The sequence below is a fragment of the Chryseobacterium indologenes genome (genome assembly GCA_016025055.1).
Taxonomy (GTDB): domain Bacteria; phylum Bacteroidota; class Bacteroidia; order Flavobacteriales; family Weeksellaceae; genus Chryseobacterium; species Chryseobacterium indologenes.
The window spans coordinates 939,172-963,534 of record CP065590.1 but is presented as its reverse complement, the minus strand read 5'-3'; the positions used below and the strand labels follow the sequence as shown (position 1 = coordinate 963,534).

Genomic DNA, 24,363 nt, shown 5'->3' with positions numbered 1-24,363 from the left:
TTATGAAAAAAATAATAATTGGATCTCTTGTGGTTCTTTCTCTAGCTTCATGTTCTGAAAGTTTTGATGACCTGAATGTAGATCCTAAAAAACCAACTGATGTACCAGGTAGTTTTTTATTTACAAGTGGAGTGAAAAACTTATTTGATCAAATGGGGAGCACTAGTGTTAATAGCAATATTTTTAGATTAGTAGCACAGCATTGGACTGAAACTCAGTATGTAACGGAAACGAATTATGATATCAGAAACAGAGCAATACCTGAAGAACATTGGAATAAAATGTATGGTTCTGTTTTATATGATCTGAAGAAAGCAAAAGAATCTGTGATAGTTGATCCAGACCTTAAGGCTGGAGAAAAGAAAAATCAAATAGCATTTATTACCATTGCACAAGTATATGCTTGGCAGCAAATGGTGGACTTATTCGGAAATATTCCATATTCAAGAGCGCTGGAAAGTCTTAATAATACGAGGCCTGTTTATGATGATGCATTTACAATTTATAAAGATCTTTTATTAAAAGTAACCATAGCCTATAATGATATTGATTCGGCATATAATGGATTATCTGAAGATTTTATTTATAATGGTGATATAGTGAGATGGAAAAAATTTGCATCATCTCTCAGATTTAAATTGGCGATGAGAATTGCAGATTTTGACCCTGAATTGTCTAAAAAAGAAGCAGAAGCAGCATATAATGCAGGTTTGATGTCTTCCAATGATGATAATTTCATTCTTAAGTATGAAAATAATACAGCGAATGCAAATCCACTATATGCAGATTTAGTTTTAAGTGGACGACAAGATTTTGTTCCTTCAGATACATTTGTAGATTATCTAAATGGACTGGAAGATCCGAGAAGAAGTGTATATTTTGATAATAATAAAACACCATATATAGGTGGCATATACGGTGCGCTTAATGATTATAAGGATTTTACTCATATAGGTAAAGCGTTCTATAAAAGAGATCTGAAGGGGGATTTAATGGACTACTGTGAAATCTCATTCTTACTCGCAGAAGCTAAGGAAAGAGGATATAATGTTGGTTCTACAGCTGCTGACTATTATAAACAAGCTATCAAGGCAAGTATGGAATATTGGGGAATTTCTACATCCGATGTTATTACTTATCTTACAAGAGCTGACGTTGATTACTCTACAGCATCAGGTACATGGAGAGAAAAAATTGGAAAACAATTTTGGATTGCCATGTACAACAGAGGATTTGAAGCATGGTCGGTGTACAGGAAGTATGATGCACCAGAGCTAAGATTGCCGGCAGAAACTAAAAGACCGGTTCCTAAGAGATTTACCTATCCTGTTACTGAATCTAATCTAAATAGTAGTAACTATAATCAGGCAGCGACGGCAATTGGAGGAGATCAACAGCAAACCAAGATCTTTTGGGACAAATACTAACACACATTTATTAACATTCATATTGTGCCGCCTTCGGGCGGTTTTTTTATTTCCGTATATTTGTACTTCAAAAATTCTGAGATACTATATTTTTTGAAGATATTCTATCTCTGGCCATTAAAATTGAACGTAAGAACATGAACATTAAAGATATTATAGACGAAAAACTTTCGGAAGTCATTTTAAATCTCTATCAGTTAAAAGACATCAAGCTGGAAGTTCAGGAAAATAAAACGGAATTCGAAGGTGATTTTACCGTCGTTACTTTTCCGTTGGTAAAACAATTAAAGAAAAATCCTGAAAATATCGGAGTTGAACTGGGAGAAGCACTGACCACACAAACAGATCTGTTTGAAAGTTTTAACGTGGTAAAAGGTTTTCTGAATGTAAAAGTTAAAAATCAATTATTTATAGATAATTTCAGATCGGTAAGCAACGGGTTTTCAACAGTGGATAAGAAAAATGCTACCGTGATGGTAGAATATTCTTCTCCGAATACCAATAAACCTTTGCACCTAGGCCACATCAGAAATAATTTATTAGGATTTTCCGTTGCCCAGATTCTAAAAGAGGCAGGCTATGATGTGATCAAAACACAGATCATTAACGATAGAGGAATTCATATCTGTAAATCAATGTTGGCATGGGAAAAATTCGGAAACGGAGAAACTCCTGAAACAACAAATATCAAAGGAGATAAATTTGTCGGAAACTATTATGTAGAATTTGATAAAAACTATAAAAAGAAATTGCTGATCTTGTCGCTCAGGGCGTAGGAGAAGACCAGGCTAAAAAAGAAGCACCGATGATCAGGGAGGCTCAACAGATGCTTGTAGACTGGGAAAACGGAGATGAAAATGTAAGAGCACTCTGGAAAGAAATGAATTCCTGGGTATACAAAGGATTCAATGAAACTTATAAAAGATTGGGCGTTGATTTTGATCAGGTTCAATATGAAAGCAATACTTATATTTTAGGAAAAGACCTTATTCAGGCAGGTCTGGATAAAGGAGTTTTATTCCAGAAAGAAGACGGCTCTGTCTGGTGTGATCTTACCGATGAAGGGCTTGATCAGAAATTATTGCTACGTTCAGACGGTACTTCTGTGTATATGACTCAGGATTTGGGAACGGCTGTGGAACGTTTTAAACAAAACAACATTCAAAAGCTTATCTACACGGTAGGAAATGAACAGGATTATCACTTCCAGGTTTTATTTAAAATCCTGAAGAAACTTGGGTATGAATGGGCCGATCAGTTGTATCACCTGTCTTATGGAATGGTAGAACTTCCTGAAGGAAAAATGAAATCCCGTGAAGGAACTGTAGTAGATGCTGATGATTTAATGCAGGAAATGTATGCTACAGCTAAATCTAAGGCACAAGAGCTTGGAAAACTGGAAACATTATCCGAAGAAGACAAAGAAGCATCTTACGAAACGGTAGGATTGGGAGCATTAAAATATTTCATGCTGAAAGTTGATCCTAAGAAAAAAATGCTTTTCAATCCGGCAGAAAGTATTGATTTTAACGGGAATACAGGACCATTTATTCAATATACCTACGCTCGTATTCAGTCATTATTGGCTAAGGCAGATTATATACAGAAGGAGACGGAGGATATTGTATTAAACCAATTTGAAAAAGAACTGATTATGCAGTTGGCAAATTTCAAAACAATTGTTGCCAGGTCAGCAGAAACATTAAGCCCGGCTTTGGTTGCCAATTATGTATATGACCTTGTCAAATCATACAATTCTTTCTATCAGAATAATCCGATCCTGAATCAGGACGATGAAAATGTAAAACAATTCCGCTTAGATCTGTCAGATCTTACAGCCAAGACTATCAAAAAGTCGCTGGAACTTCTGGGGATCGGAACAGTAAACAGAATGTAAAAAAAACTCCTGAATATTCAGGAGTTTTTTTATGTCAAAATTATCACTGGTTTACGTTGATCATGAGTATTCTTCAGTTACATAATTAGGTTCCCTCGTTTTTGCTGTGTACCTGTTTCAGGCTGTCTGCGTAGAGCTTAGCCGCGCTCCATCTTGCATGTTTGGATAAAATAACCGGATAGCCTTTCTTGTACGTGTAGACCTTTGTAAACTTAGCCCCAAAAAATATCAGCATACAGGAATAATTGATCCACATCATGATCAGTATGACGGTTCCGGCAGCTCCGAAAGTTGAGGTGGGTTTTGCCTGGCTGAAATATAAGCTTAATAAAAATTTTCCCAGTGTAAACAGTATGGTAGTGAGAAAAGCACCTCTCCAAACGGATTTCCAGGTGATCAATACATCAGGAAGAACTTTGAACATCAGCGCAAATAAAAGCATTACAAGACCAAAACCGATCGCAAAATTCACAAATTCTACCAGCATATAAGTTTCAAAACCAAAATATTGGGTGATAATAGTATTGAATAAGCTGATGAGTGAAGAAAGAACCATGGTGATCATCAATAGAAAGCCTAGTATCAGGATCATTCCCAGTGAATTTGCCCTGTCTAATAAAAATTTAAGAAGAGCTTTTTTGGGCGCAGCTTCCACATCCCAGAGAGCATTTAATGAATGCTGAAGCTGGAAAAACAGCGTAGTGGAACCAAACACCAAGGAGCCTACTCCCACTGCTTTCATAAAAATATTTTTTTATCGATGAGAGCACCGGCCAGCATACCTTCAATGCTTTTAGCCACATCCGGACCCATAATACCGCTGATCTGGGTACTGATCTGTCCGCGGATAGCTTCTTCTCCAAAAAAATTTCCCAACACCCAGATAATAATGATTAATAATCCGGGAATGGAAAAAATGGCATAATAGGCAAGGCTCGCCGAATCTTTTGATGCGGAAGAATTGTTCCATTCTGTAAACGTGTCTTTCAAAACATCCCAGAAAAATTTAGCATTTTTGATCATATTAAAAAGGATATCCGATGGCAATATTTAAAATAAGATTGTCTTTTCTCCAGCTTGGGTCTCCGAAATTAATTTTATCGAAAGTCCATCTGTCCCCTTTTTCATAATAAGGAACTCTTAATGGCATAGCTAAGTCTAATCTCAAAATCAGGATAGAAAAATCAAGTCTCAGACCAACTCCGGCACCTACCGCAACTTCCTGTAAAAAATCTTTTGAAAATTTGGCGCCGGGTCTGTTTTCATCACTATTGATCAGCCATATATTTCCGGCATCAACAAAGGCGGCAACATTTAAAAATTTATAAAGATTAGCACGATATTCGGCGTTTAATTCCAGCTTAATATCTCCTGACTGATCAAAGAAACCTCCTTCCGGTAAAGTTCTGGGATCAAAACTCCCCGGTCCCAATGTTCTTGCACGGAATGCCCTGATACTGTTGCTTCCTCCTGAGAAAAATTGTTTGGAAAAAGGGACGAAGTCTGAGTTTCCGTACGGATAAGCGATTCCGGCAATGAGTCGGGTGGCAAGAGAGGTTTTCTCAGTAAATTTATGATAAAACCTTAAGTCATTCTCAATCTTGGCATATTGACTGAAAGGGATTCCGAAAATTTCTTTTTGCTTATCTTTTTTAACATTGGCACCGGTAACAAGCCCTGTAATATTTCCTGCCAGATCAAGAGTCCCCTTATAATAAAAGGTATTCTTCCTCGGAAGCATGGTATTGGTATAGGTATAAGAATAAGTAGGACCGAAAATAAGCTGTTCCTTAACAACTCTTTTCATGGCATCATTCTTTTCAGCCAGTGCATTATAAGCATCTGTAACTTTAGCCGGAGAAACCAAGGTGATATCAATTACCTTCAGTTCGTGTTCTTTTCTAATATTTTCCTTCCAAACATAGCCGAATGATCCGGTAAAGTTGTTCAGGGTATAGTATCGGGTACGGTTCTGGAATTCATATCCCAATGTGATATTGGTTCGTGGTACAAACGCACTGGAAGAATTAAAACGGAAAGGTGCTACAATTCGTGGAATGGAAAGCTGTACGTTGGCTCCTCCACGGAAAATGTTATTGGCATCCTTCGGCCCTCCCATCTGAAAATCAAAAGCTCCATAGATTGCCGCTTTAAATTGCTCTGCCCCTTTGAAGAAGTTTCTGTGGGTCCAGTTCAGATTAAGTTCACCACCACCGTAGTTAGCAGAGTTGGTTCTCCCAAGTGCTTCAAGTCGCAACGATTGAATCTGTCTCGGTGTCAGTAAATAATAGGCATCAAATTTATGATTTATAGAGTCGGAAGTGATGAATTCATTTTTCACAAATTTAAAAACTCCAAGGCTGATCAAACGGTTTAACGTAAGATTATGATTGGAACGGTTATACAAATCGCCCTTTTTAAAATATAAAGCCCGGTCAAAGATTTTTGGTTTAAACTTATGCTGCGGATCAATCACATAAATATCATCAAAAGCATATTTCGAAAGTGAATCCTTGTCCATAGGGATGCTGTATTTCCCATCTTTTACATCCTGAATATTGTAAGTAGGGAATACAACTACTTTATCAATGCTGAATTGTTGAGTAGCCAGAGCAGGCGTATTATCTTTAAGCTTTACGTTGAGTTCTACTTTATGATTTTTGCTGACGGTACTGTCTGCCTGAACAATAATATTATCAGGATGGAAGTAATAAAAACCTCTTTCCTTTAGCCTGCTGTCAATTCTTTCGCGCTCAGATTTGATGACGTCCAGATCAAAAGGTTTTCCATTTTTTAACAGAGTTCTTTCTGTCAGATTTTGAATTTCCTGATTGATAAGAGTAGAGTCTTTCTGAAATTTGACTCCATCGATCATATACCTCGCACCGGGTCTTACCGTATAAATTACTTTTGCTCTCTTATTTTTAGAAACGGTATCATACGTTGCTTTAGCATTGAAGTATCCTTTATTTTCAGAATAATTTTCAATAATATCTTTATTGAATTCACGGTCTACATCGCCTAGTAGAACCGGCTTTTCACCTACCTTATACTTTAGCCAGTAATTAAACCCTTTGTCTTTTTTAGGCTCTTTGGCAATATTGTAGAAATATAATTTAGGACGTAATCCCAGAAATGTAGAATTAGGTTTAGGCCTGAGGTTATCTTCCAGTGCTGACTGAAGATCTTTTTTTTCCTGTTTCGATATCGTGTCGTTTTCAATTTTTACTTCAGCACCAGTGTATAGCATCTGACCCTCTTTCAAAAATCGCGTATTGCTACAGGAAATCACTGTGGATGCCAGTCCGGAAGCCAACAGATACTTACAATATGTATGGAACATTTTACTCATTATTTAAATTCTACCACTTGGTTATTTTGATTCTTTTTGGTTTTCTTTTCTTTTGATTTTTGGAAAATCTCCCGGAATTTATCGTAATCCAGAGTGATAATAAATCCAAGTCCGGTTTCTATAATCTGCCCCTGAAGAGCTACCTGATATTCATCTTTACGATAGGCACGAAGCATGTATCTTCCGTCTTTAGAAAGGCTGTAATCTACAGAAACGTTTCCTGCAATATTGGTCATGTTTTCATTCTGACGCGCTTGTCCTTCCAATCCGAAATTACTTCCTACCGTTACCTTTAATCGGTCATTCAATAATTTTTTGCTGATATCTACGTTCAGGTCGGTCCTTGTATTTTTCTGGCCTGTGGAATAATCTTCCGAAGAATCAAGCCCGAAATTAAGATCCACTTCCTTGATTAAACCTGCTGCCAGATTATTCAGCTGCTGGGAAAGAATTTTACTCACACTCTGTCTTGCCATTGTTTCTGCAGACATTCCGGCACCGCTTTCAAACGGATTTTCTCCGATAAAACGGTTAAGGAGAAGTAAGGCAAATACCTGCTTATTCATTTCAGATTCCTGAGTTCTGAGCTGGGCAAGTTTTTGATCGATAACATCTTTTACATTGCTGGAAATAGAATTATTCTTCTCTTCTGTGGTGATATCAAAGCTAAGCTTTGGTTTTAGCAATTCACCTTTCATTTTTAGTAAAGTATTGAAAGGTATTCTTTGTTTATATTGATTCATCTCGGAAGCGCTCTGTCCTGTGATCTGCTGTTCTACGAGATCAATAGGAGGTGCTTCGGTCTTATAAACGGCTGTAATATCCATCATGGCCATGGTAGGCTCTCCTGTCCAGGTAATCGTACTTCCTTTCTGGATATCGAATTTACGTTTCAGGAAGCTTACACTAAGGTCATAGCTTCCTTTTTCCACCTCATAAACGCCTACTAATGTCGTCTTTCCTGAAGGATCAATACCTCCGGTCAGTTCAGCTTCTCCCTGAAGCTGTACAAAGTCACCGTTGGCTTTATCTATAATCAAAGAAAGTTTGGCTTCTTTACTTACTTCAATATTCACACTGACATCCATTCCTTTGATGCGGCTTTGTGCATTGAGAGAATCTGTTTTGACTGTTTTGTTCAAGACCACCTGATCCTGGTCAACAAATTCCACAATACCATCTCTTTCCTGTAAAGAAGGATTAGATTGAGGAAGCACAAAGGTAAAGTCTGTATCGTCAGAAACACTTAATCTGCCGTCTACTTTAGGAAGGTCTAGGTTGCCGCGGATATGAAGTCCAGCGTCAATCGCAAGAACGCCATACATCATAGCGTCATTTGATTTTTGAGAATTTACCACCTTGAAATCTTTGGCATTGACATTAAGATTAAATGCGAAATCTCTATAGGTTTGTGTAAGAACCTGCCCGTCTACAACGAGTGAGTTTCCATCTTTGTCATTGATTTTAAATTGATTGAATTCTATACCGCGGCTGGTGAAGTCAATTTCATCATTCAGTTTCCTGAAATCACTTCCGGTTTTTGCAATTTCGAGACCGGCATCATTCAATTTTACTTTTCCTAAAATGTTGGGTTTATCCGTGGTTCCGCTTATTTTTAAATTCCCCGACAAATAACCTTCCGTATTGGTAATGGCATTCATAGAGAAGCCCTGAAGCGTTTTCATCTGAAGCTGATTAATGGCCATATTCAGGTCCAATGAGCTGGAAGAAGTATTGTAATCTCCCAGTATCTTTACGTCATTATTATTTCCGGAAAGGGCAATATCCGCATTTAAAATATTGGGTGACGCATTATTAACTTTCACGGCAAGATTTCCTACAGGACTTCCGTATACCATCAGATCGGAAATGTTGAGATCTGAGTTGAAAGTCATCTTTTTGGTGATATCCCTTAGCTGCGCCGTTCCGTTGATGGTTCCTCTGGCCAGTACAGTATCTTTTTGATCAGCTCCGTGATGGTTTCAATTTTGAAATCTTTCAACGAAACATTTAGTGGACTGTTTGGGCTGTTATTTTCAGACTGAAGTGAAATCTGGCTGTTTCCATTTGACAGAACAAAATTATCTGCCAGGATGCCTTTACTGCTGATCTGAATTTTGTTATTCTCAGCCACATTCCAGTCTGCGTAATTGAGTTTTAACCCGTCTGGCTTTAAAGAAATTTCTGTAATATCATTCAACGATTTGGCATTTCCTGCAATCAGGAATTGTGTGGCATCTTTATCATCTTTGGTTGTGACATTGTAATTGATGGTATTATCAGCAACATCACCACCAATATTGATTTTTTTCAAAGAAAAGCTCGAGCTTTTCAAAGCCGCAACATTCAGGTTGTACTGTAATGCCTGATTTTCATTAGTAACTTTTAAAGTTCCTTTTTCAATAGAATTTTCCCCATACAACAATCGCGGAATTTCTCCGTCAAGCTCAATTTTCTGCGAATCAGCATCGTAATTCCCATTGATATTGATGGTTTCAAAGTCTTTCAGATCCGGAACGAATTTTCTGATCAGATCATCATTCTTCACTTTTGCAGTAAAGGTAAAATGCTGTCCCGGATCGGTTTTTTGTTTTGTACCCGGTTTCTGGAACTGATAATATTGATTAATGGTTTGAGTTAAAGCTCCAAAAATCTGGGTAAGTTTATATTTCCCCTTCAGCTCGACGTCAGCAACCTGTGAGTTAAGAATAATTTGTGTTGAATCTTTTGTTGAAGAAGCTTTCAGGTTGACTTCCTGAACAGGGTATACTTCTTTGGTATCGGAAAAGGCAAAGTCTTTTAAATTTAAATATCCGTTAAGGCTATTCGGATCCAGACTTGTAAAATCTCCGTCAATTTTTCCTGCAATAATCATTGGTTTTTCATAAAATCCAAGTTTATTGACATCCAGCTTGATTACTTCACCGTTGACTTTTACCGTAGGATTTTTTTCGTCATAAACACCTGAAGCGGTCAATTGCAGACTGGCATTCGGATCTTTTGAATCTAAAATAACATGATAAGCCCCCCTGTTGATCTTACCGGTGAGATTCATATTCTGGTATCGGTATCCTTTGTAGACAGCAGAGGCCACATGCCCTTTTAGGTCTGCATTGGCATTTTTAAAATCAAAACTTTCACCTTTTGCATAAATCTGAGCGGTAACCGGACCAATATCTTTATTCTGAATAATTTTTCCTACCTGAATTCCCTGAAGATTGGCCTTTACATCGTATAATTCACGATTTTTTCTGCGCATGTCAACATTGGCAACAATAGCGGCATTTCCAAGGGTAGAATAGAGGTTGAGGTCTGTTGTTACTATTTTAGTCGTTCCTTTTGCATTTCCTTTAATGCTAAAGCTGGAAGGAAGCGATATCGTAGACGGAATGGTATTTTTTGGAACGAGGTTGAAAATTGTTTGCGCATTCGATGAGAATTCTCCGATTCTTACATCATAATACAGCTGATCAGGATTCATCGCGTTTTTGACTTTTCCTGACGCAACGACCCTCAGCTGATCCAAACCTGAAACTTTAAGATCCTGGATCAAAAGATCGTTTACACTTCCTTTAACATTGGCGTTGACATTTAAAACGGCATTCGGGTATTTGTTGAATGGAACTGTATTTCTCAATGTTGGAACAAGGTTCAGAATATCAGAAAACCCGATTTTGGAATCTTTGATATTGGCTGAAATCTTTACTGCACCCAGATTGTTAGTTAACTGATCGATCGAATCATAATTTAAAATTACCTCATCACGCAATACAGTTTTCGGAGTTTGGAGATAAAGACTTTTAAGGTAAGCTTCCTTTTCGGCATACACAAAATCAGTGTTGAATTTTTGGATATTCAGGCCTCTTGCTTCCTGTATTTCTGCAGAATTAACTGTTCCGGCGAATGTATTGTTTTCCATTTTGAAGCTTCTCAGTTCAAGGTTCATTTTAGAGAAGTTCATATGATTGAAGTCCATTCCCTGTTTTGTAGGAGCAAGGGCGGTATTGTTGTAGGTAGCTTTTACATCATTAAGCACGAGTTTACCTAAAAGAAGGTTGATCGCTTGATCTTTATCGGAAACTTTTGAAACCTCCGGCTCTTTTGTTTTTTTCGGATTGGCATTCTGTGCAGGAAGATAAAGATTGGCATTGATATCTGCTCCTGAAAGAAACACATTGGCCACATTAAAAGTATTATTTTCAAGATCCAGCTTATTAACCTTTGTACTTAATTCCTTGAAGAGAACCTTGGCAAATGTTTTGGTGTTTTCATCACCGTAATCAATATTGAAATTGGTGAGTTTTATGCCTCTCAGGCCAATATTCATAGGCTTTTTTTTCGTTGAGAGAATCAACTTTTTTCTCTACCTTTTTGGTTACTTCTTCTACAATATCCTGCTTCAGTTTTAATTTCAATCCATCCAGATTGATATCATTGACAGCATACGTATTTTTACTGAGGTCAAACTTTTTAACCCTGGTATCGAAAGATTTGAAATACAGATTGATATCGTTTCTGGATTGCTGATCGTTGAAAGTAACGCCGATATCTTTTAAATTGATTTTGTCCAGGGAAATGATGAAAGGTTTGGAAGGACTTTCTTCTTTATCATTGGTGGCAAAAGCATCAATGATATAGTCGAAATTGAATTTACCGTCCGGCTTGCGTACTACGTTGGCTCTGGCTCCTTCCATATCTACTGAGGTAATATCTGCAGTAGAGTTGATAAGCTTCAGCATATGCAGCCCCACATCGAGTTTTTTTACAGCCAGCAGGGTATCTACATCCTGTCCTTTGAGGTAAAGGTTTTCCATAACGAGGCTGTTAGGAAATCCTATGTAAACTTTTTTCAAGGCTTACCTTTGTTTTGATTTTTTTCTCAAGGTAAACAATAAGTTTGTCCTTGATGAAATTCTGAACAGCCGGAAGTCTGAGGCTGAGTATCAGAAGGGTAAGAAAAACCAATATTGCAATAAAAGTGATTGCAATACGCCTTAAGAGTTTTGTAGTGTTGATTTTCAGTTTCAAATGCGATGTGGTTTCTAACAAAGATAATAATACTAAATTATTTACACTTTGTTGTGGTACCCTTTGTGAATGCAAAAATCCTGCCTTGGCTGCCTTATTATGGAATTTTTAGTTTAGTAGTTGTCAAGTGAATAGTTGAGTAAGACGAGCCAAGGTGCGGATTTTGTTCTTTAGAAAGCCCCCTTTATATCATTTTTTTATGTTGAAAAGGTTAGTTAGCAAAAATGAAAATTCAAATGTTAGTGTTGTTCTAAAGGGGGCGTGGCATGGTTTATATCATTGAGGTAATAAATTTTAATTGTTTCCGTTTTCCCATTTTACTTCTTCTCCCTGTGGTGCGGCACCACCTTGTGCTACTGTGATCGGAGAAGATTCCTGGTTGATATGATAAATATAAGCTGCAATTTTTTCAGCGTCTTTTCCTGTGATGGTTCCTTCTTTGATAAATGGTCTCATGGTAGGATTGTTTGGAGAGCCGTTTTCAAGCATCCAGAAAACATTTTTAAATAAACTTTTTTCCTTGATGTTGATCCAGTGAGTGTCGGTAAGGTTGGGACCGATACCTCCTTTTCCGCCATCTCCATGGCAGGTTACACAATTTGTTTTGAAAAGCTCCTGGCCTTCTGCGATATTATCAGCGCTGTATTTTGCAGTTTCCAGGTTGATCTGGGGAGCGGTTTTTTCATATTCCTGGATGGAAGCCAGCATGGTTTTAGCTTCTTTGGTATATTCTGCTTCCGGATGGGCGTAGTCCGTAAAAGCAAATGCCATTAAATAGACCGCGCAAAAGATGCATCCAAACCAGAAAAGACCAATCCACCATTTGGGAAGAGAGTTGTCTAGCTCTGTGATTCCGTCAAAACCATGGTCAATAAGAATATCTTTTTCCTCGGTCACAGACTGTTTTTTGAAAGCGGAGTTCCATAGTTTCTGATAGTAGGGAACACTTTTTTCGGCCAGATATTCTTTTTTTTCTTCATCAGAAAGTTTGCTGAAGCTTTCATTTTCAATCAAATCTCCGATAGAGTTCATGATCATCAGGAGGATAACGGCAATCAGAATCAGCGCCCAGAAAAAAGGAGAAGAAAAATATCCTGAATCACTGGCAAACATTTCAAAGGCCATGATCGTTAAACCTATCGTTACCGCGATATATACTGAAATTGGGGTTCTCGTTTTCATTGCAATACAATTTTAATGGTTACTTATTCTACACTTGCGGTTTGGATCTGTGTGGTTTTGATATCTGTACCCAATCTTTGCAGGTAAGCGATCATCGCCACAATTTCCCTTTGCTCAAGCGGAACATAAGCTGATCCTTTAGTCGTTTTTTCTTTTGTCATCTGATCTTTTACATCTGTAGCTTCGGAATAAATTCTCTGTACAATAGCTTTGGACTGATTATCTGCCCATTGATTAGCGGAGTCGATCTGTGCTTTGGTGTAAGGTACAGCGAATGCATTTTTCATCAGTTTCATTTTATCTGCCATTTGAGTACGATCCAGTTTATTGGTGATCAACCATGGGAAACGTGGCATGATAGAACCTGCAGAGGTAATTCTAGGGTTATACATATGCTTGAAGTGCCATGAATCCGGGTTTCGGCCTCCCTCTCTGTGAAGATCCGGACCGGTTCTTTTGGATCCCCATAAGAAGGGTCTGTCATAAATAAACTCTCCTGCTTTAGAATACTGTCCGTTTTTTCCTTCAAAACGAAGAACTTCGTCACGGAATGGTCTGATCATCTGCGAGTGACAGGAGTTACATCCCTCACGGATATATAAATCTCTTCCTTCAAGCTCCAGTGGAGTATATGGTTTTACCGAAGTAATCGTAGGAACACTTTGTTTCAATGAGAGTGTAGGCACAATTTCCACAAGTCCGCCGATTGCTATGGTAATGAAAGCCAGTATGGAAAGTAAGGTAGGTGTTCTTTCTAGCCAAAGGTGCACACCTTCGCCTTCTTTTCTTGTACTTCCGATATTGGCTAATGCAGGGGCTTCTGCAGGAACTTCTTTCTGGAACGAACCGGCTTTGATGGTTTTGATAACGTTGATGACCATTAAGATGGCTCCTGAAAGGTAAAGAATACCTCCTAAGAATCTCATTTTAAAGTAAGGAATGATCGCTGTAACGGTATCTAACCAGTTTTTCCACAATAATGTTCCGTCCGGGTTGAATTGTTTCCACATCAATCCCTGGGTAAATCCTGAAATATACATGGGAACAGCATAGAAGATGATTCCTAAAGTACCTAACCAGAAGTGCCAGTTGGCCATTTTTTTAGACCAGAGTTTAGTTCTCCACATAATCGGTACCAGATAATAGATGACTCCGAATGCCATAAATCCGTTCCATCCAAGAGCTCCAAGGTGTACGTGCCCGATAACCCAGTCTGTATAGTGCCCGATTTTATTTAAAGATTTTGTTGCTAAAAGGGGACCTTCGAATGTAGCCATACCATAGCAGGTAACGGCAACAACAAAGAATTTAAGAATAGGATTTTCTCTTACTTTATCCCAGGCTCCTCTTAGGGTAAGAAGGCCATTCAGCATTCCTCCCCATGACGGAGCGATAAGCATAATGGAAAATCCTGTTCCTACAGCCTGTGCCCATGCAGGCAATGCTGTATATTGCAGGTGGTGAGGGCCGGCCCAAAGATATACAAAGATCAACGACCAGAAGTGGATAATAGATAGTTTGTATGAGAATACCGGGCGTTGTGCTGCTTTTGGCATAAAGTAATACATCAGACCTAATACAGGAGTGGTTAATACGAATGCTACTGCATTGTGACCATACCACCATTGTACCAAGGCGTCTTTTATACCTGCATATACAGAATATGATTTCCAGCTTGTGAAAGATAATGGAACTTCAAGATTATTGAAGATATGAAGCATGGCTACGGCGATCCAGGTTGCCAGGTAGAACCATATTGCTACGTATAAATGTCGTACTCTTCTTTTAGCAATAGTACCAAACATATTGATTCCGAAAACGATCCATGAGAAGGCAATGAGGATGTCGATAGGCCATTCGTGTTCAGCATATTCTTTAGAAGTATTGATTCCCATTAAGAACGTGATCACTACGGTAATGATCATAAACTGCCATGACCAGAAATGGATCCATGAGAGGGTGTCACTATACATTCTTGTTTTCAGTAGTCTTTGCATGCTATAATAAGCACCGCAGAAGAAAGAGTTGCAGACGAAAGCAAAAATAACGGCACTGGTATGAAGCATTCTGATTCTTCCGAAGCCCATGGCTCCCTGAGTGTTAATCAATCCCTGTATATTTCCCGATGCTAAACTTTTAATAGTAGTGTCGTCCGTACCGAATAAAAATTCAGGTAATTCAGGATAAAAAAGCATTAATGCGGCGGTGAGCCCAAGCAGAAATCCGACGAGTCCGAATACGATAGTAGCATAGAGGAATGCCCTGACAATATTATTGTCATAATTAAATTTTTGCGTCTCCATAAATTCCAATAGTGTTTACCGAAGTGATATTTTCTCTGAAACAGGCTTATTTTTTACCTTTTTCTATATTGAAAATAAATATCATGTAACGTGTATAATGTTTTGCCAAAGGTATTTATTAACTTTGTTGGAGGCTAATAGATAATCTTCTAAAGTATACCGAAAACTACTAAAACAAAAACGATGAAAATCTGTGGACAAAATATCAGGAAAATACGTAGGAGCAAAGATCTTACGCAGGAGTATATGGCTTTCGAAATGGGGATTTCCCAGAAGGCTTATTCAGATATTGAAAATTCCAAGGTGAAGATCAATCTGGAGATACTGACTAAAATTTCAGATATTTTAGATATTAAACCTTCAGATATTTGCAGCATTTCTCACAAATGCGGATCGGATGATAGATATGAAGACAAATATCAGGCGCTGGTAGAATACATGAAAAAAAAATAATATTGCCATTCCGAAAGAGTATTTATAATTTATATACATGTAAAATAGCACAATGACCTCTCCTTTTTGAGTGAGGTCATTTTTTTTTCAGAATCTGAAGGCTTTGTGTTTCTAGGAATCAGTCTTATTTCAAAGACCATGAAAGGGAACAAGTTTCGTATTGATTAAATTTATAACAATATATAAATTACTCATAAATAATTACGTAGAAATAATTTCACATTATTGTGGATAAATATTTACAATAATTATGATTTTCTATAATATATTTGTTGTTAGAATAATGCCAGTCTCACCTGAATGAAGCTTCTGTCCTTTATTTTACTGTTGTTCTTTCTATCCAGCAACGGACAAAGCTATACTATTCAATGGTATAACATGGATAATGGTCTGCCTCAAAACAGTATTAAGGATATTGTAAAAGATAAGTACGGTTTTATCTGGCTATCGATGGAGGGTCGGATACTGCGTTATGACGGCAGCAACTTTGTACAATACAAGGATTTTAAGCTTAAAAATCTAAGTTTCGGAGATTTCTATGGAAATATCAGAAAGGATAGTATTTCTGTTTTCAATGATTCCGAAACCGACAGACTTCTTATTTCTAAGAGACGGCCTGAAATTATTTCATCCCTTGTGTCATCAAATTCTTCCCCATCAGACCAAAAGATATACCGGCAACTTGTCAAAAATAATACTACAGTCCGGTATGTTTCCTTTATTGATTCTTATTTTATTGACACTGAATCGGGATCTTACTATTTCGAAAACAATCAGGTCCTGTATCAGGATCATAAAACCCGTAAAAAAGTTCCGCTGGATCTTAAATTTCCCCGCAGTAGGTTGAAACGTTTATTTGTGCATGGCGATTATATTTTTTTTGCTGATTCCGGAAGTAAAAAGATTCTTCAGTTATATCGAGGAAGATATTCTTATATAAATGCGCCGGCAATGTACAACGATCCCGAAACCAGAATTTACTGGCAGCAGATTTCAGGGCAGGTTTTTATTATCAGTCATGGTAAAATTTATCGAAGCAGTTTTTCACAAGGAAAACTGAAACTTACCTATTTGCTGGAATATAAAGATATTGACAAAGAAATTTCAGGAACGATTTTTTATGATGAGGTTTTCAATAAACTCTACATAGGAAGTTCCATTAATGGGCTTAAAATTCTTCGTTTATCAGATTTTTCAGTTTCTACGAAAAAATTGTCTTATCAGGATGAAGTTTGCTATGCAGCGATTCCTTATGGCAATAATTCTGTGTTAACGCAGGAAGGGATTTTATATAATAATCATACCTCTGAAAGATTGTTTAAGGCTCCGCAATCATATGATAAACGATATATTTTTCAGGATGATTCCGGAAATCTTGTGTACAGGGAAAATAATGCTATTCATATCAGGTATAAAAATTCAGGCTTTACGAAATATGATTCCATAACATTGAAAGGAAAAGAAATTGACGGCTTATATAAAAACGGAGGTTTGTATATGGCCTCCGTTTTTAAAGCAAAGCAATCTTATCTTTATATTTTAAATAAGGATCATTTCGGTCAAATTGAAAGAATTATTCCGTGTCCTGCTAATATTGATGCCGTCTTCAGATATAACAAAGACCTGCTGTTTCTGGGTACTAGTGATGGAATATCTATTTTTTCCCTTATGCAGGACAGAATTATTGATCACATCGGCAAGAATCTCCCGGTAAAGCAAATTCTAAGGACAAGAGACGGCAATATCTGGTTTACCACACACAACAGAGGAATTTATTTGTTGAAAAATCGAAAAGCGATAAAAGTTCCCACAGACAGAAATGATTTTCTGGACAATGCACATTATATTCTGGAGGACCGGAATTCCAATTTTTGGATTTCATCTGATAACGGATTATTTACTATTAATAAAACTCATCTCCTGCGTTGTATGGAAAGCAGGAACGGAGCTCCTACCTATTACCGGTATACGAAGGGGAACGGTTTTCTGAATAATGAATTTAATGGGAATGCCGGCCCTTGTGCGCATATTTTGGAAGACGGACAATTTGTTTTTCCGTCAATGCAGGGTTTTGTATTCTTCAGCCCTCAAAATATCAGGACCTATTTTCCTGATCCCGGAGATCTGTTTGTAGAAAGAGCAAAGATAAAAGGCAAAATGGTGGCTTTGAAAGACAAACTTTTCCTTCAATGCGGATATAAAAATGCAGAGCTCTATATAGATATTCCTTATTACGCAGATCTTGAGAATATCTACCTTCAGGCGAAGCTTGTGACGGATGACGAAAATCAATGGGTTACCATAAAAAATGATAAAATCTTTAGGCTGTCGGATATAGAACCGGGACAATATAATTTGCTGATCAGATTCCTATCTTCTGAAGATGGTCAGTTTGTGTATAAAAGTTTTCCTGTAGAAGTAGAAGCGTACTTTTATCAGACTTTGATTTTTAAGATATTGGTTGCCGGTTTTCTTATTTTAATTCTTATCATTATTGTACAGACAAGAACCAATTTTTTAAGGTTGAAAAATAAAGTGTTGGAAAATACTATTGTCAATAAGGATAAAGAGCTGGAGGAAACCAATAATAAACTCAGAAGTGAATCTGATTATCAGAAAAAACTGGTGGAAAGCATAAGCCATGATATTACAACTCCCGTAAAATTTATTGCTCTTCTCTCCCAGGAACTCACTCAGTCTGATGATATCAAAACACAGAAAAAGTACTTTGACAGCATTTATAAAACTTCTGAGCAGTTATATAAATTTACGCTGAGTCTCAAAGAATATACAGAGTTGTACAAGCAGGAAAATACAACAGAAGAAGAATATCTTATTTATGATTTGATTGAAACCAAAAAATTATTATTTGAAGAAATTGCAGCACAGAAAAATACTTTCATATATAATTTTTGTGACCATCATCTGAAAGTTAAGTTGAATAAAAATATTCTGCTGGCAGTTTTTCATAACCTCATGGATAATGCTGTTAAAAATACTTCCCGGGGAGAAATTATCATTACCTCAAATTCCGGCGAATCGTATGTAGAAATCTGTATTGCGGACACAGGTACCGGAATGTCTGACGAACAAAGAGAATATTATTCAGGATTATTTCACAAAAAAGAACATGAGCACCTGATTTTCAGAAACTACGGATTGGGGTTGCATATGGTTGTGCAGCTGATGATGAAAATTAATGCTGAAATGACTTTTCATAAAAACAGTCCCCAGGGAACCAACATAAAAATCCTTATTAAAATATGACAAGAAAAATACTCATTGCAGATGATCATCATGTAGTAAGAATAGGCACAGCCATGATTCTGGAAAAGAATTTTGATGATATCGAAGTCGATTTTGCCGAGACCTATGATGAAGCAAAGCAAAAGGTGGAAACAGAAAAATTTGACCTCATCATTCTGGATATTGAGCTTCCGGGAAGTATTCTTAAATCAATGGTCAAAGAAATTAAAATGATTTCTGAAGATATCCTGATCCTTATATTCACTTCGTACAAAGAAAATATTGCGATCCAGTATATTGAAGAAGGAGCCAATGGCTTTTTAAATAAACAAAGTAACCCAAGAGATTTTGTACAAGCAGTGGACACTATTTTCAAGGAAGGTTGTTATTATACTCCCGAGATTATGAAAGAAATGGTGAAAGGAATGAATAGGAAAAAAACAATAGAGTTGTTGTCTGATAGAGAGTTGCAGGTCTTTAACCTTTTGGCTAAAGGAAACGGTAACCTTGAAATTGCCAATACCCTGGATATCCAGGAATCAACTGTAGGAACTTATAAACGAAGAGTCTATCAGAAATTAAAGATCGCCAATCTGGTTGAGCTCCTTGAAATTTATAAAGAAATTCATTAATCTTTAATTCCCATGTCAGAATACATCTACATTTCTGTGGAAAAATGCGTACAATATCTCTCCGTGAATGAGCTCTTTTTCCCACTAAGTTTGTACAACGGGAATCTCCGCTACACAAAATTTTATGGATAAACGGTGATTCAAAAGTTCCCCTAAGATTCTAAATACATTTTTTATGAGAAAAAGTTTACTTTGTATTGTTGTACTTTTGGGTTTGCAGCATACTGCGACTGCCCAGATTGGTGTCAATACTCCCAATCCGAAAGCCATGTTTCATCTTGACGGAAAAAAGAATAATGAAACTTCAGGAAATGTGAGCCCTGCCAATCAGGCAGATGATGTGGTGATGACCGATAATGGCTTTGTTGGCATAGGAAATAATAATCCTGTTACAAGTTTAGATATCAAAACAACCGGAACTTCTGCCGCTCCCGTACCCGGAATAAAAATAGCGGACGGAGCACAAAATGCCAATTACGTATTAACATCAGACAGTAACGGAAACGGAACGTGGAAACCTGTACGATTAACAGTTGTACGGGGCGTAAACGGACTTGGTATCAACATACCTTTTAATTTTACAAATACTTTTCAATATACAGGCTCGTACATTGATTTACCTCCTGGTAAATGGCTTGTAACGGTTCAGCAACTCGTACTGCCTGCAGGAGCCGTACTGACAGGTGATCAGTGGATGTGGCTGAGAACCAGTTTTTCAGACGATCCTAATGTTGCCGTCGGAGGTTTGGCAACGTATTCAACAGACCTTACAGAAAGTCCGACTTTAGTAAGTGGCTTGGTGCAGGGTCCTACAACATCAGGACTTACCAGATTTTCAATTATACAGGGCAGTCTGATTATTAATAACTCTTCCGGATCCCTAAAAAGATATAAATATATTGCAGGAAGTAACTCAGTCGGAGGAGCACAGACAGGGGCAACTTATTTCCAGTCATTTGGAGGAGACTGGAGTGAAAATATCATCTATGCCGTTCCAACAAATTAAATGATTTTGTCAGATTAAGCGAAAAGCAGTGGTGTACATTCCTCATGAATTGTCAATTTACCCCGTAGAATATGAATTTCTCTGAAAAGTTTTTATATATTTAGCGACCGAATAATTCATTCAATGAGCAACGAAAATAAAACAGGACAAAACGAGACTTTAGTTAGAGGATTAACAAATCGACATATACAATTAATTGCCCTGGGAGGCGCCATAGGAACAGGACTGTTTCTGGGAATTGGCCCGGCTGCCGTATTGGCCGGACCATCGGTGATTTTAGGGTATGCTTTAGCAGGAATTATTGCCTTTTTTATTATGCGTCAGCTTGGTGAAATGGTAGTTCAGGAACCGGTTTCGGGAAGTTTCAGTTACTTCGCCTACAAATATTGGGGAAATTTTCCTGGCTTTGCCTCCGGATGGAATTATTGGATCCTCTATATTCTGGTAAGTATGGCTGAGCTTACGGCAATCGGGCATTACATCCATTTCTGGTGGCCGGAAATTCCGCTTTGGGTTTCCAGCTTGTTCTTTTTTGTGGTGATCAACGCATTGAATCTTGCTTCCGTTAAAGTATATGGTGAAACTGAATTCTGGTTTTCCATCATCAAAGTAGTCGCTATTATTGCAATGATTGTCTTTGGAGTGTACCTGTTGATCAGTGGGACCGGAGGCGAAAAAGCAACAATTACCAACTTATGGAATGACGGAGGATTTTTTCCGAAAGGATTGTTTAATAAAACAGAAGGCGGATATTCCGGATTGTTTGCAGCAATGGCGATGATCATGTTCTCTTTCGGAGGATTAGAATTGATCGGAATTACGGCTGCCGAAGCAAAAAATCCTGAAAAAACGATTCCTCAGGCTACCAATCAGGTGATTTACAGGATTCTGATTTTCTATGTAGGAGCTTTGGTTATTTTGTTTTCATTAAGTCCGTGGAGAGACATTACCGAAGGTTCAAGTCCGTTTGTGATGGTTTTTCAAAATTTAAACGGATTGGAATTCAGCCTTTTTGGAAAGGTAATCCAGTTTAACTCATTAATAGCCAATGTGCTTAATGTTATTGTTTTAACAGCTGCTTTATCCGTTTACAATAGTAGTGTTTACAGCAACAGCAGAATGCTTTTCGGATTGGCCCAGCAAGGAAATGCACCGAAATTTTTAAAGAAACTGAATAAAAATTCGGTTCCTATCAATGCAATCCTTGTTTCTTCATGTTTTGCGGGTATCTGTATTATCATCAATAAGTTGGTGCCGGAAAAAGCATTTCAGTATCTGATGGCTCTTGTGGTATCTACATTGATTATCAACTGGCTGATGATATGCTATACCCATCTTAAATTTAAAAAAGCCATTACCAAAGAAGGAATTCAATCTAAATTCCCATCCATATTTTACCCTGTTTCCAACTATATCTGTATTGTATTTTTAGTGCTGATTCTGGGACTAATGAGTATCACAGGAATGGAGATTCAGGTGATTCTGATTCCGATATGGATAGGATTTTTATTTGCAATGTATAAGTTATATAAACCCAACTAAGAATATAAAACAGGCATAAACATGTTTTTTGAAAGGTGAAAATTAAATGATTTTCACCTTTTTCATTTTTATTTTCTGTAAATTGGTGATACGGAATATTTTGAAAAATATATCGTCCTTTCTATCATTTTGGTTGCTGAGTAAAAGTTTCCAGCAGATCATTGTAGTGAAACTGAAGAATCTTTACAGGAGAAAAACCTGAATTTTTTCTCGTTGTACGGATAGAATGTCAATTTAGGACAAGATTTGTTTTTTTAAGAGATCTAATTTTGCACCTGTAAATCATTGTAATGATGAATTTATATGTAAAGCTTCAAAAAACAAATAGAATGAAAAATGTATTTCTCCTCACCTTATTACTTCCTTTTTGTGCCCAATCGCAGATTTCCATACAGGCATACAGCGGAAATAAAGAAACTGAAATTCTGGGTATTTTCAGCAAAGACCTTAAGCGCAAATGGAATTATTTTGCTTCAGGAACTGTTTCTTACAATTATAATTCTAAAAAAGTAAGCCCGGAGATTTATCAGAATCTTAATTATGAAATCGGAAAGAACTGGGGTGTTTCTGCAGGAGTTCATATTTCAGATAAAGATATCATGCCATCTGTAGGGCTTGCTTATACAAAAGAAAATGATGTTTTCGGGATAAATATTTTCCCGGTATTTACATATTCTACTGAGGCGGAGGCATTCGGATTCGGATGCTACACTTTAATGGAATACACCCCGAAGCTCAATGAAAAATTAAATTTTTACAGCATGCTGATTGTAGAATCCGACTTCAGCTTTAAGGAGCACCAATCCAGTAGCCAGATTGTCAGGGTGGGGATAGAAAACAAGAACAAAATGCAGCTCGGAATAGGAAGTAACATTTCCCAAACCGGAAACAGCTTTGAAACTGATGTTAATTTCGGTGTATTTATTGGAAAGAAATTTTAAATTATATGAACAAATTATTCACACTCACTTTTATACTGAGTTTTATATTAAGTATGGCACAGACCTATCATTTTCCGGAAGAATCTTCACGTCATGAAGGAACCTGGCTGCAATGGCCCCACCATTATCAACATGGGGAAACTTACCGCAACAGAGTAGAACAAACATGGATCGATATGACAAAAGCTTTGCAAGCAGGCGAAAAAGTTCACATCATTGCGTACAATGTACAGGAAAAAAATAGAATTGTTAGTCTTTTGGAAGCCAATAAAGTTCCTCTGATGAATGTTGATTTCAAAATATATCCTACTGATGACGTGTGGGTGCGAGATAACGGACCTATTTTCGTAAAAGACAACAAAGGGAACGTTGTCATTGAAGATTGGGGTTTTAACGGATGGGGAGAAAAATTTGACTTTGAGAATTGTGATGAAATTCCTCAAAGGATAGGAACAGATCTGGGAATAAAAGTCATTAACCTGAATGAAGAAATGGTCAATGAAGGAGGTTCTGTAGAAACAGACGGCAATGGCGTTCTTATGGCATGCAGAAGCTCGGTGATCAGCCAGAAAAAAGGAGCTGTAAGAAATGAGGGAATCACTGAAAAAGAAGCCGGAGAGATGTTCGAAGAATATTATGGCGTTTCCAAGGTAATATGGTTGGACGGTGTGACGGGGCTTGATGTCACGGATATGCACATTGATGGTTTTATGAAGTTTGCCAACCGGAACACAATGATTACCATGAAAGAAGATGATCTTCTTGATCTGGGCTTATCCGGAAAAGATGTCCATACCTTATACACGGCCTCCAATATAAACGGTAAAGAATATAAAAAAGTGTATCTGCCTGCTACTAAAAACAAAGTAAAAACCGCTTACGGCAAGCAGCTTGAGGATAAAGGCTCTTATGTTAATTATTACGTAGCAAACACAGTGGTACTGGTTCCTAATTATGGAGATCCCAATGATTCCGTTGCCAATAAAATTATACAGGAACAGTATCCCGACAGGAAAGTGATAGGAATAGATGTAAGGAATCTTTATGAAAATGGAGGAATGGTACATTGTGTTACCCAACAACAGCCCGCGGGAAAATAGATTGTTGAATTTTAACCCATATTGATACTAAGTATTAGTAAACCTGATTAGACCAGCCTGCATATGTGGCTGGTCTAATCAGGTTTTTAATGAGTCATCATCGGTGGTGGAAGAAGCAATGAAAATTATAAGTGAAATTTCTTTTTTGTGAATTATTAGTAGAATATAATGCTTAACTCGGTTATTTTTTATAAATTAGAACTAATGATATTTCAAATTCAAGTGAAATTTTTCTTTTTTTGAAATGCATACGG

General features: G+C 37.3%; 10 protein-coding genes and 4 pseudogenes. 9 read left to right on the top strand and 5 right to left on the bottom strand.

The features are described from left to right. The first annotated feature begins 2 nt into the window (after positions 1–2). Entirely contained in the window at positions 3–1,427 is a 1,425-nt protein-coding gene (locus H3Z85_04305) for a SusD/RagB family nutrient-binding outer membrane lipoprotein (GenBank protein ID QPQ52676.1), read from the top strand. Between the two features lie 137 nt (positions 1,428–1,564). Continuing rightward, a pseudogene (locus H3Z85_04300) lies at positions 1,565–3,324 on the top strand (arginine--tRNA ligase). Between the two features lie 85 nt (positions 3,325–3,409). On the opposite strand, the pseudogene H3Z85_04295 reads toward H3Z85_04300, so the two are convergent. From H3Z85_04295 to ccoN, 5 genes and pseudogenes are all read right to left on the bottom strand, one after another. Next, positions 3,410–4,347: pseudogene (locus tag H3Z85_04295) on the bottom strand (YihY/virulence factor BrkB family protein). A gap of 1 nt (position 4,348) precedes the next feature. Then, the gene (locus H3Z85_04290; protein ID QPQ52675.1) at positions 4,349–6,676 is read right to left on the bottom strand and encodes a BamA/TamA family outer membrane protein; all 2,328 of its coding nucleotides are present in this window, start codon (positions 6,674–6,676) and stop codon (positions 4,349–4,351) included. Beyond that, positions 6,676–11,704: pseudogene (locus tag H3Z85_04285) on the bottom strand (translocation/assembly module TamB). The gene H3Z85_04290 and the pseudogene H3Z85_04285 overlap by 1 nt, the downstream one beginning before the upstream one ends. Before the next feature lie 294 nt (positions 11,705–11,998). Further along, entirely contained in the window at positions 11,999–12,886 is an 888-nt protein-coding gene (locus tag H3Z85_04280) for a c-type cytochrome (protein QPQ52674.1), read from the bottom strand. Positions 12,887–12,909: 23 nt separating this feature from the next. After that, positions 12,910–15,189, bottom strand: coding sequence for a cytochrome-c oxidase, cbb3-type subunit I (ccoN, locus tag H3Z85_04275; protein QPQ52673.1), 2,280 nt, complete (start codon positions 15,187–15,189; stop codon positions 12,910–12,912). Positions 15,190–15,372: 183 nt separating this feature from the next. Here ccoN and H3Z85_04270 point away from each other — a divergent pair. The 7 genes and pseudogenes from H3Z85_04270 (at position 15,373) to H3Z85_04240 (ending at position 24,109) form a co-directional block, all read left to right on the top strand. Further along, a pseudogene (locus H3Z85_04270) lies at positions 15,373–15,670 on the top strand (helix-turn-helix transcriptional regulator). Between the two features lie 272 nt (positions 15,671–15,942). After that, on the top strand, positions 15,943–18,909 hold the full coding sequence (locus H3Z85_04265) for a HAMP domain-containing histidine kinase (protein QPQ52672.1): 2,967 nt from the start codon (positions 15,943–15,945) through the stop codon (positions 18,907–18,909). Then, on the top strand, positions 18,906–19,520 hold the full coding sequence (locus H3Z85_04260; GenBank protein QPQ52671.1) for a response regulator transcription factor: 615 nt from the start codon (positions 18,906–18,908) through the stop codon (positions 19,518–19,520). Before H3Z85_04265 ends, H3Z85_04260 begins: the two co-directional genes overlap by 4 nt. Before the next feature lie 175 nt (positions 19,521–19,695). Further along, entirely contained in the window at positions 19,696–20,526 is an 831-nt protein-coding gene (locus H3Z85_04255; protein QPQ52670.1) for a hypothetical protein, read from the top strand. A 123-nt stretch (positions 20,527–20,649) separates the two neighbouring features. Continuing rightward, positions 20,650–22,068: an amino acid permease gene (locus H3Z85_04250; GenBank protein QPQ52669.1), complete on the top strand. Its 1,419-nt coding sequence runs from the start codon at positions 20,650–20,652 to the stop codon at positions 22,066–22,068. A gap of 329 nt (positions 22,069–22,397) precedes the next feature. Further along, positions 22,398–23,009, top strand: a complete 612-nt coding sequence (locus H3Z85_04245; GenBank protein QPQ52668.1) for a hypothetical protein — start codon at positions 22,398–22,400, stop codon at positions 23,007–23,009. Between the two features lie 5 nt (positions 23,010–23,014). After that, a complete protein-coding gene (locus H3Z85_04240; protein ID QPQ52667.1) occupies positions 23,015–24,109 on the top strand; it encodes an agmatine deiminase family protein in 1,095 nt (364 codons plus the stop codon). Positions 24,110–24,363: the final 254 nt, after the last annotated feature.

Bases quoted from the DNA above. Each gene is read 5' to 3' on its own strand.
- H3Z85_04255 (QPQ52670.1), top strand. From the start codon at position 19,696: ATGAGAAAAAGTTTACTTTGTATTGTTGTACTTTTGGGTTTGCAGCAT.
- H3Z85_04305 (QPQ52676.1), top strand. From the start codon at position 3: ATGAAAAAAATAATAATTGGATCTCTTGTGGTTCTTTCTCTAGCTTCA.
- H3Z85_04265 (QPQ52672.1), top strand. From the start codon at position 15,943: ATGAAGCTTCTGTCCTTTATTTTACTGTTGTTCTTTCTATCCAGCAAC.
- H3Z85_04280 (QPQ52674.1), bottom strand. From the start codon at position 12,886: ATGAAAACGAGAACCCCAATTTCAGTATATATCGCGGTAACGATAGGT.
- H3Z85_04290 (QPQ52675.1), bottom strand. From the start codon at position 6,676: ATGAGTAAAATGTTCCATACATATTGTAAGTATCTGTTGGCTTCCGGA.
- H3Z85_04260 (QPQ52671.1), top strand. From the start codon at position 18,906: ATGACAAGAAAAATACTCATTGCAGATGATCATCATGTAGTAAGAATA.
- H3Z85_04245 (QPQ52668.1), top strand. From the start codon at position 22,398: ATGAAAAATGTATTTCTCCTCACCTTATTACTTCCTTTTTGTGCCCAA.
- H3Z85_04250 (QPQ52669.1), top strand. From the start codon at position 20,650: ATGAGCAACGAAAATAAAACAGGACAAAACGAGACTTTAGTTAGAGGA.
- H3Z85_04240 (QPQ52667.1), top strand. From the start codon at position 23,015: ATGAACAAATTATTCACACTCACTTTTATACTGAGTTTTATATTAAGT.
- ccoN (QPQ52673.1), bottom strand. From the start codon at position 15,189: ATGGAGACGCAAAAATTTAATTATGACAATAATATTGTCAGGGCATTC.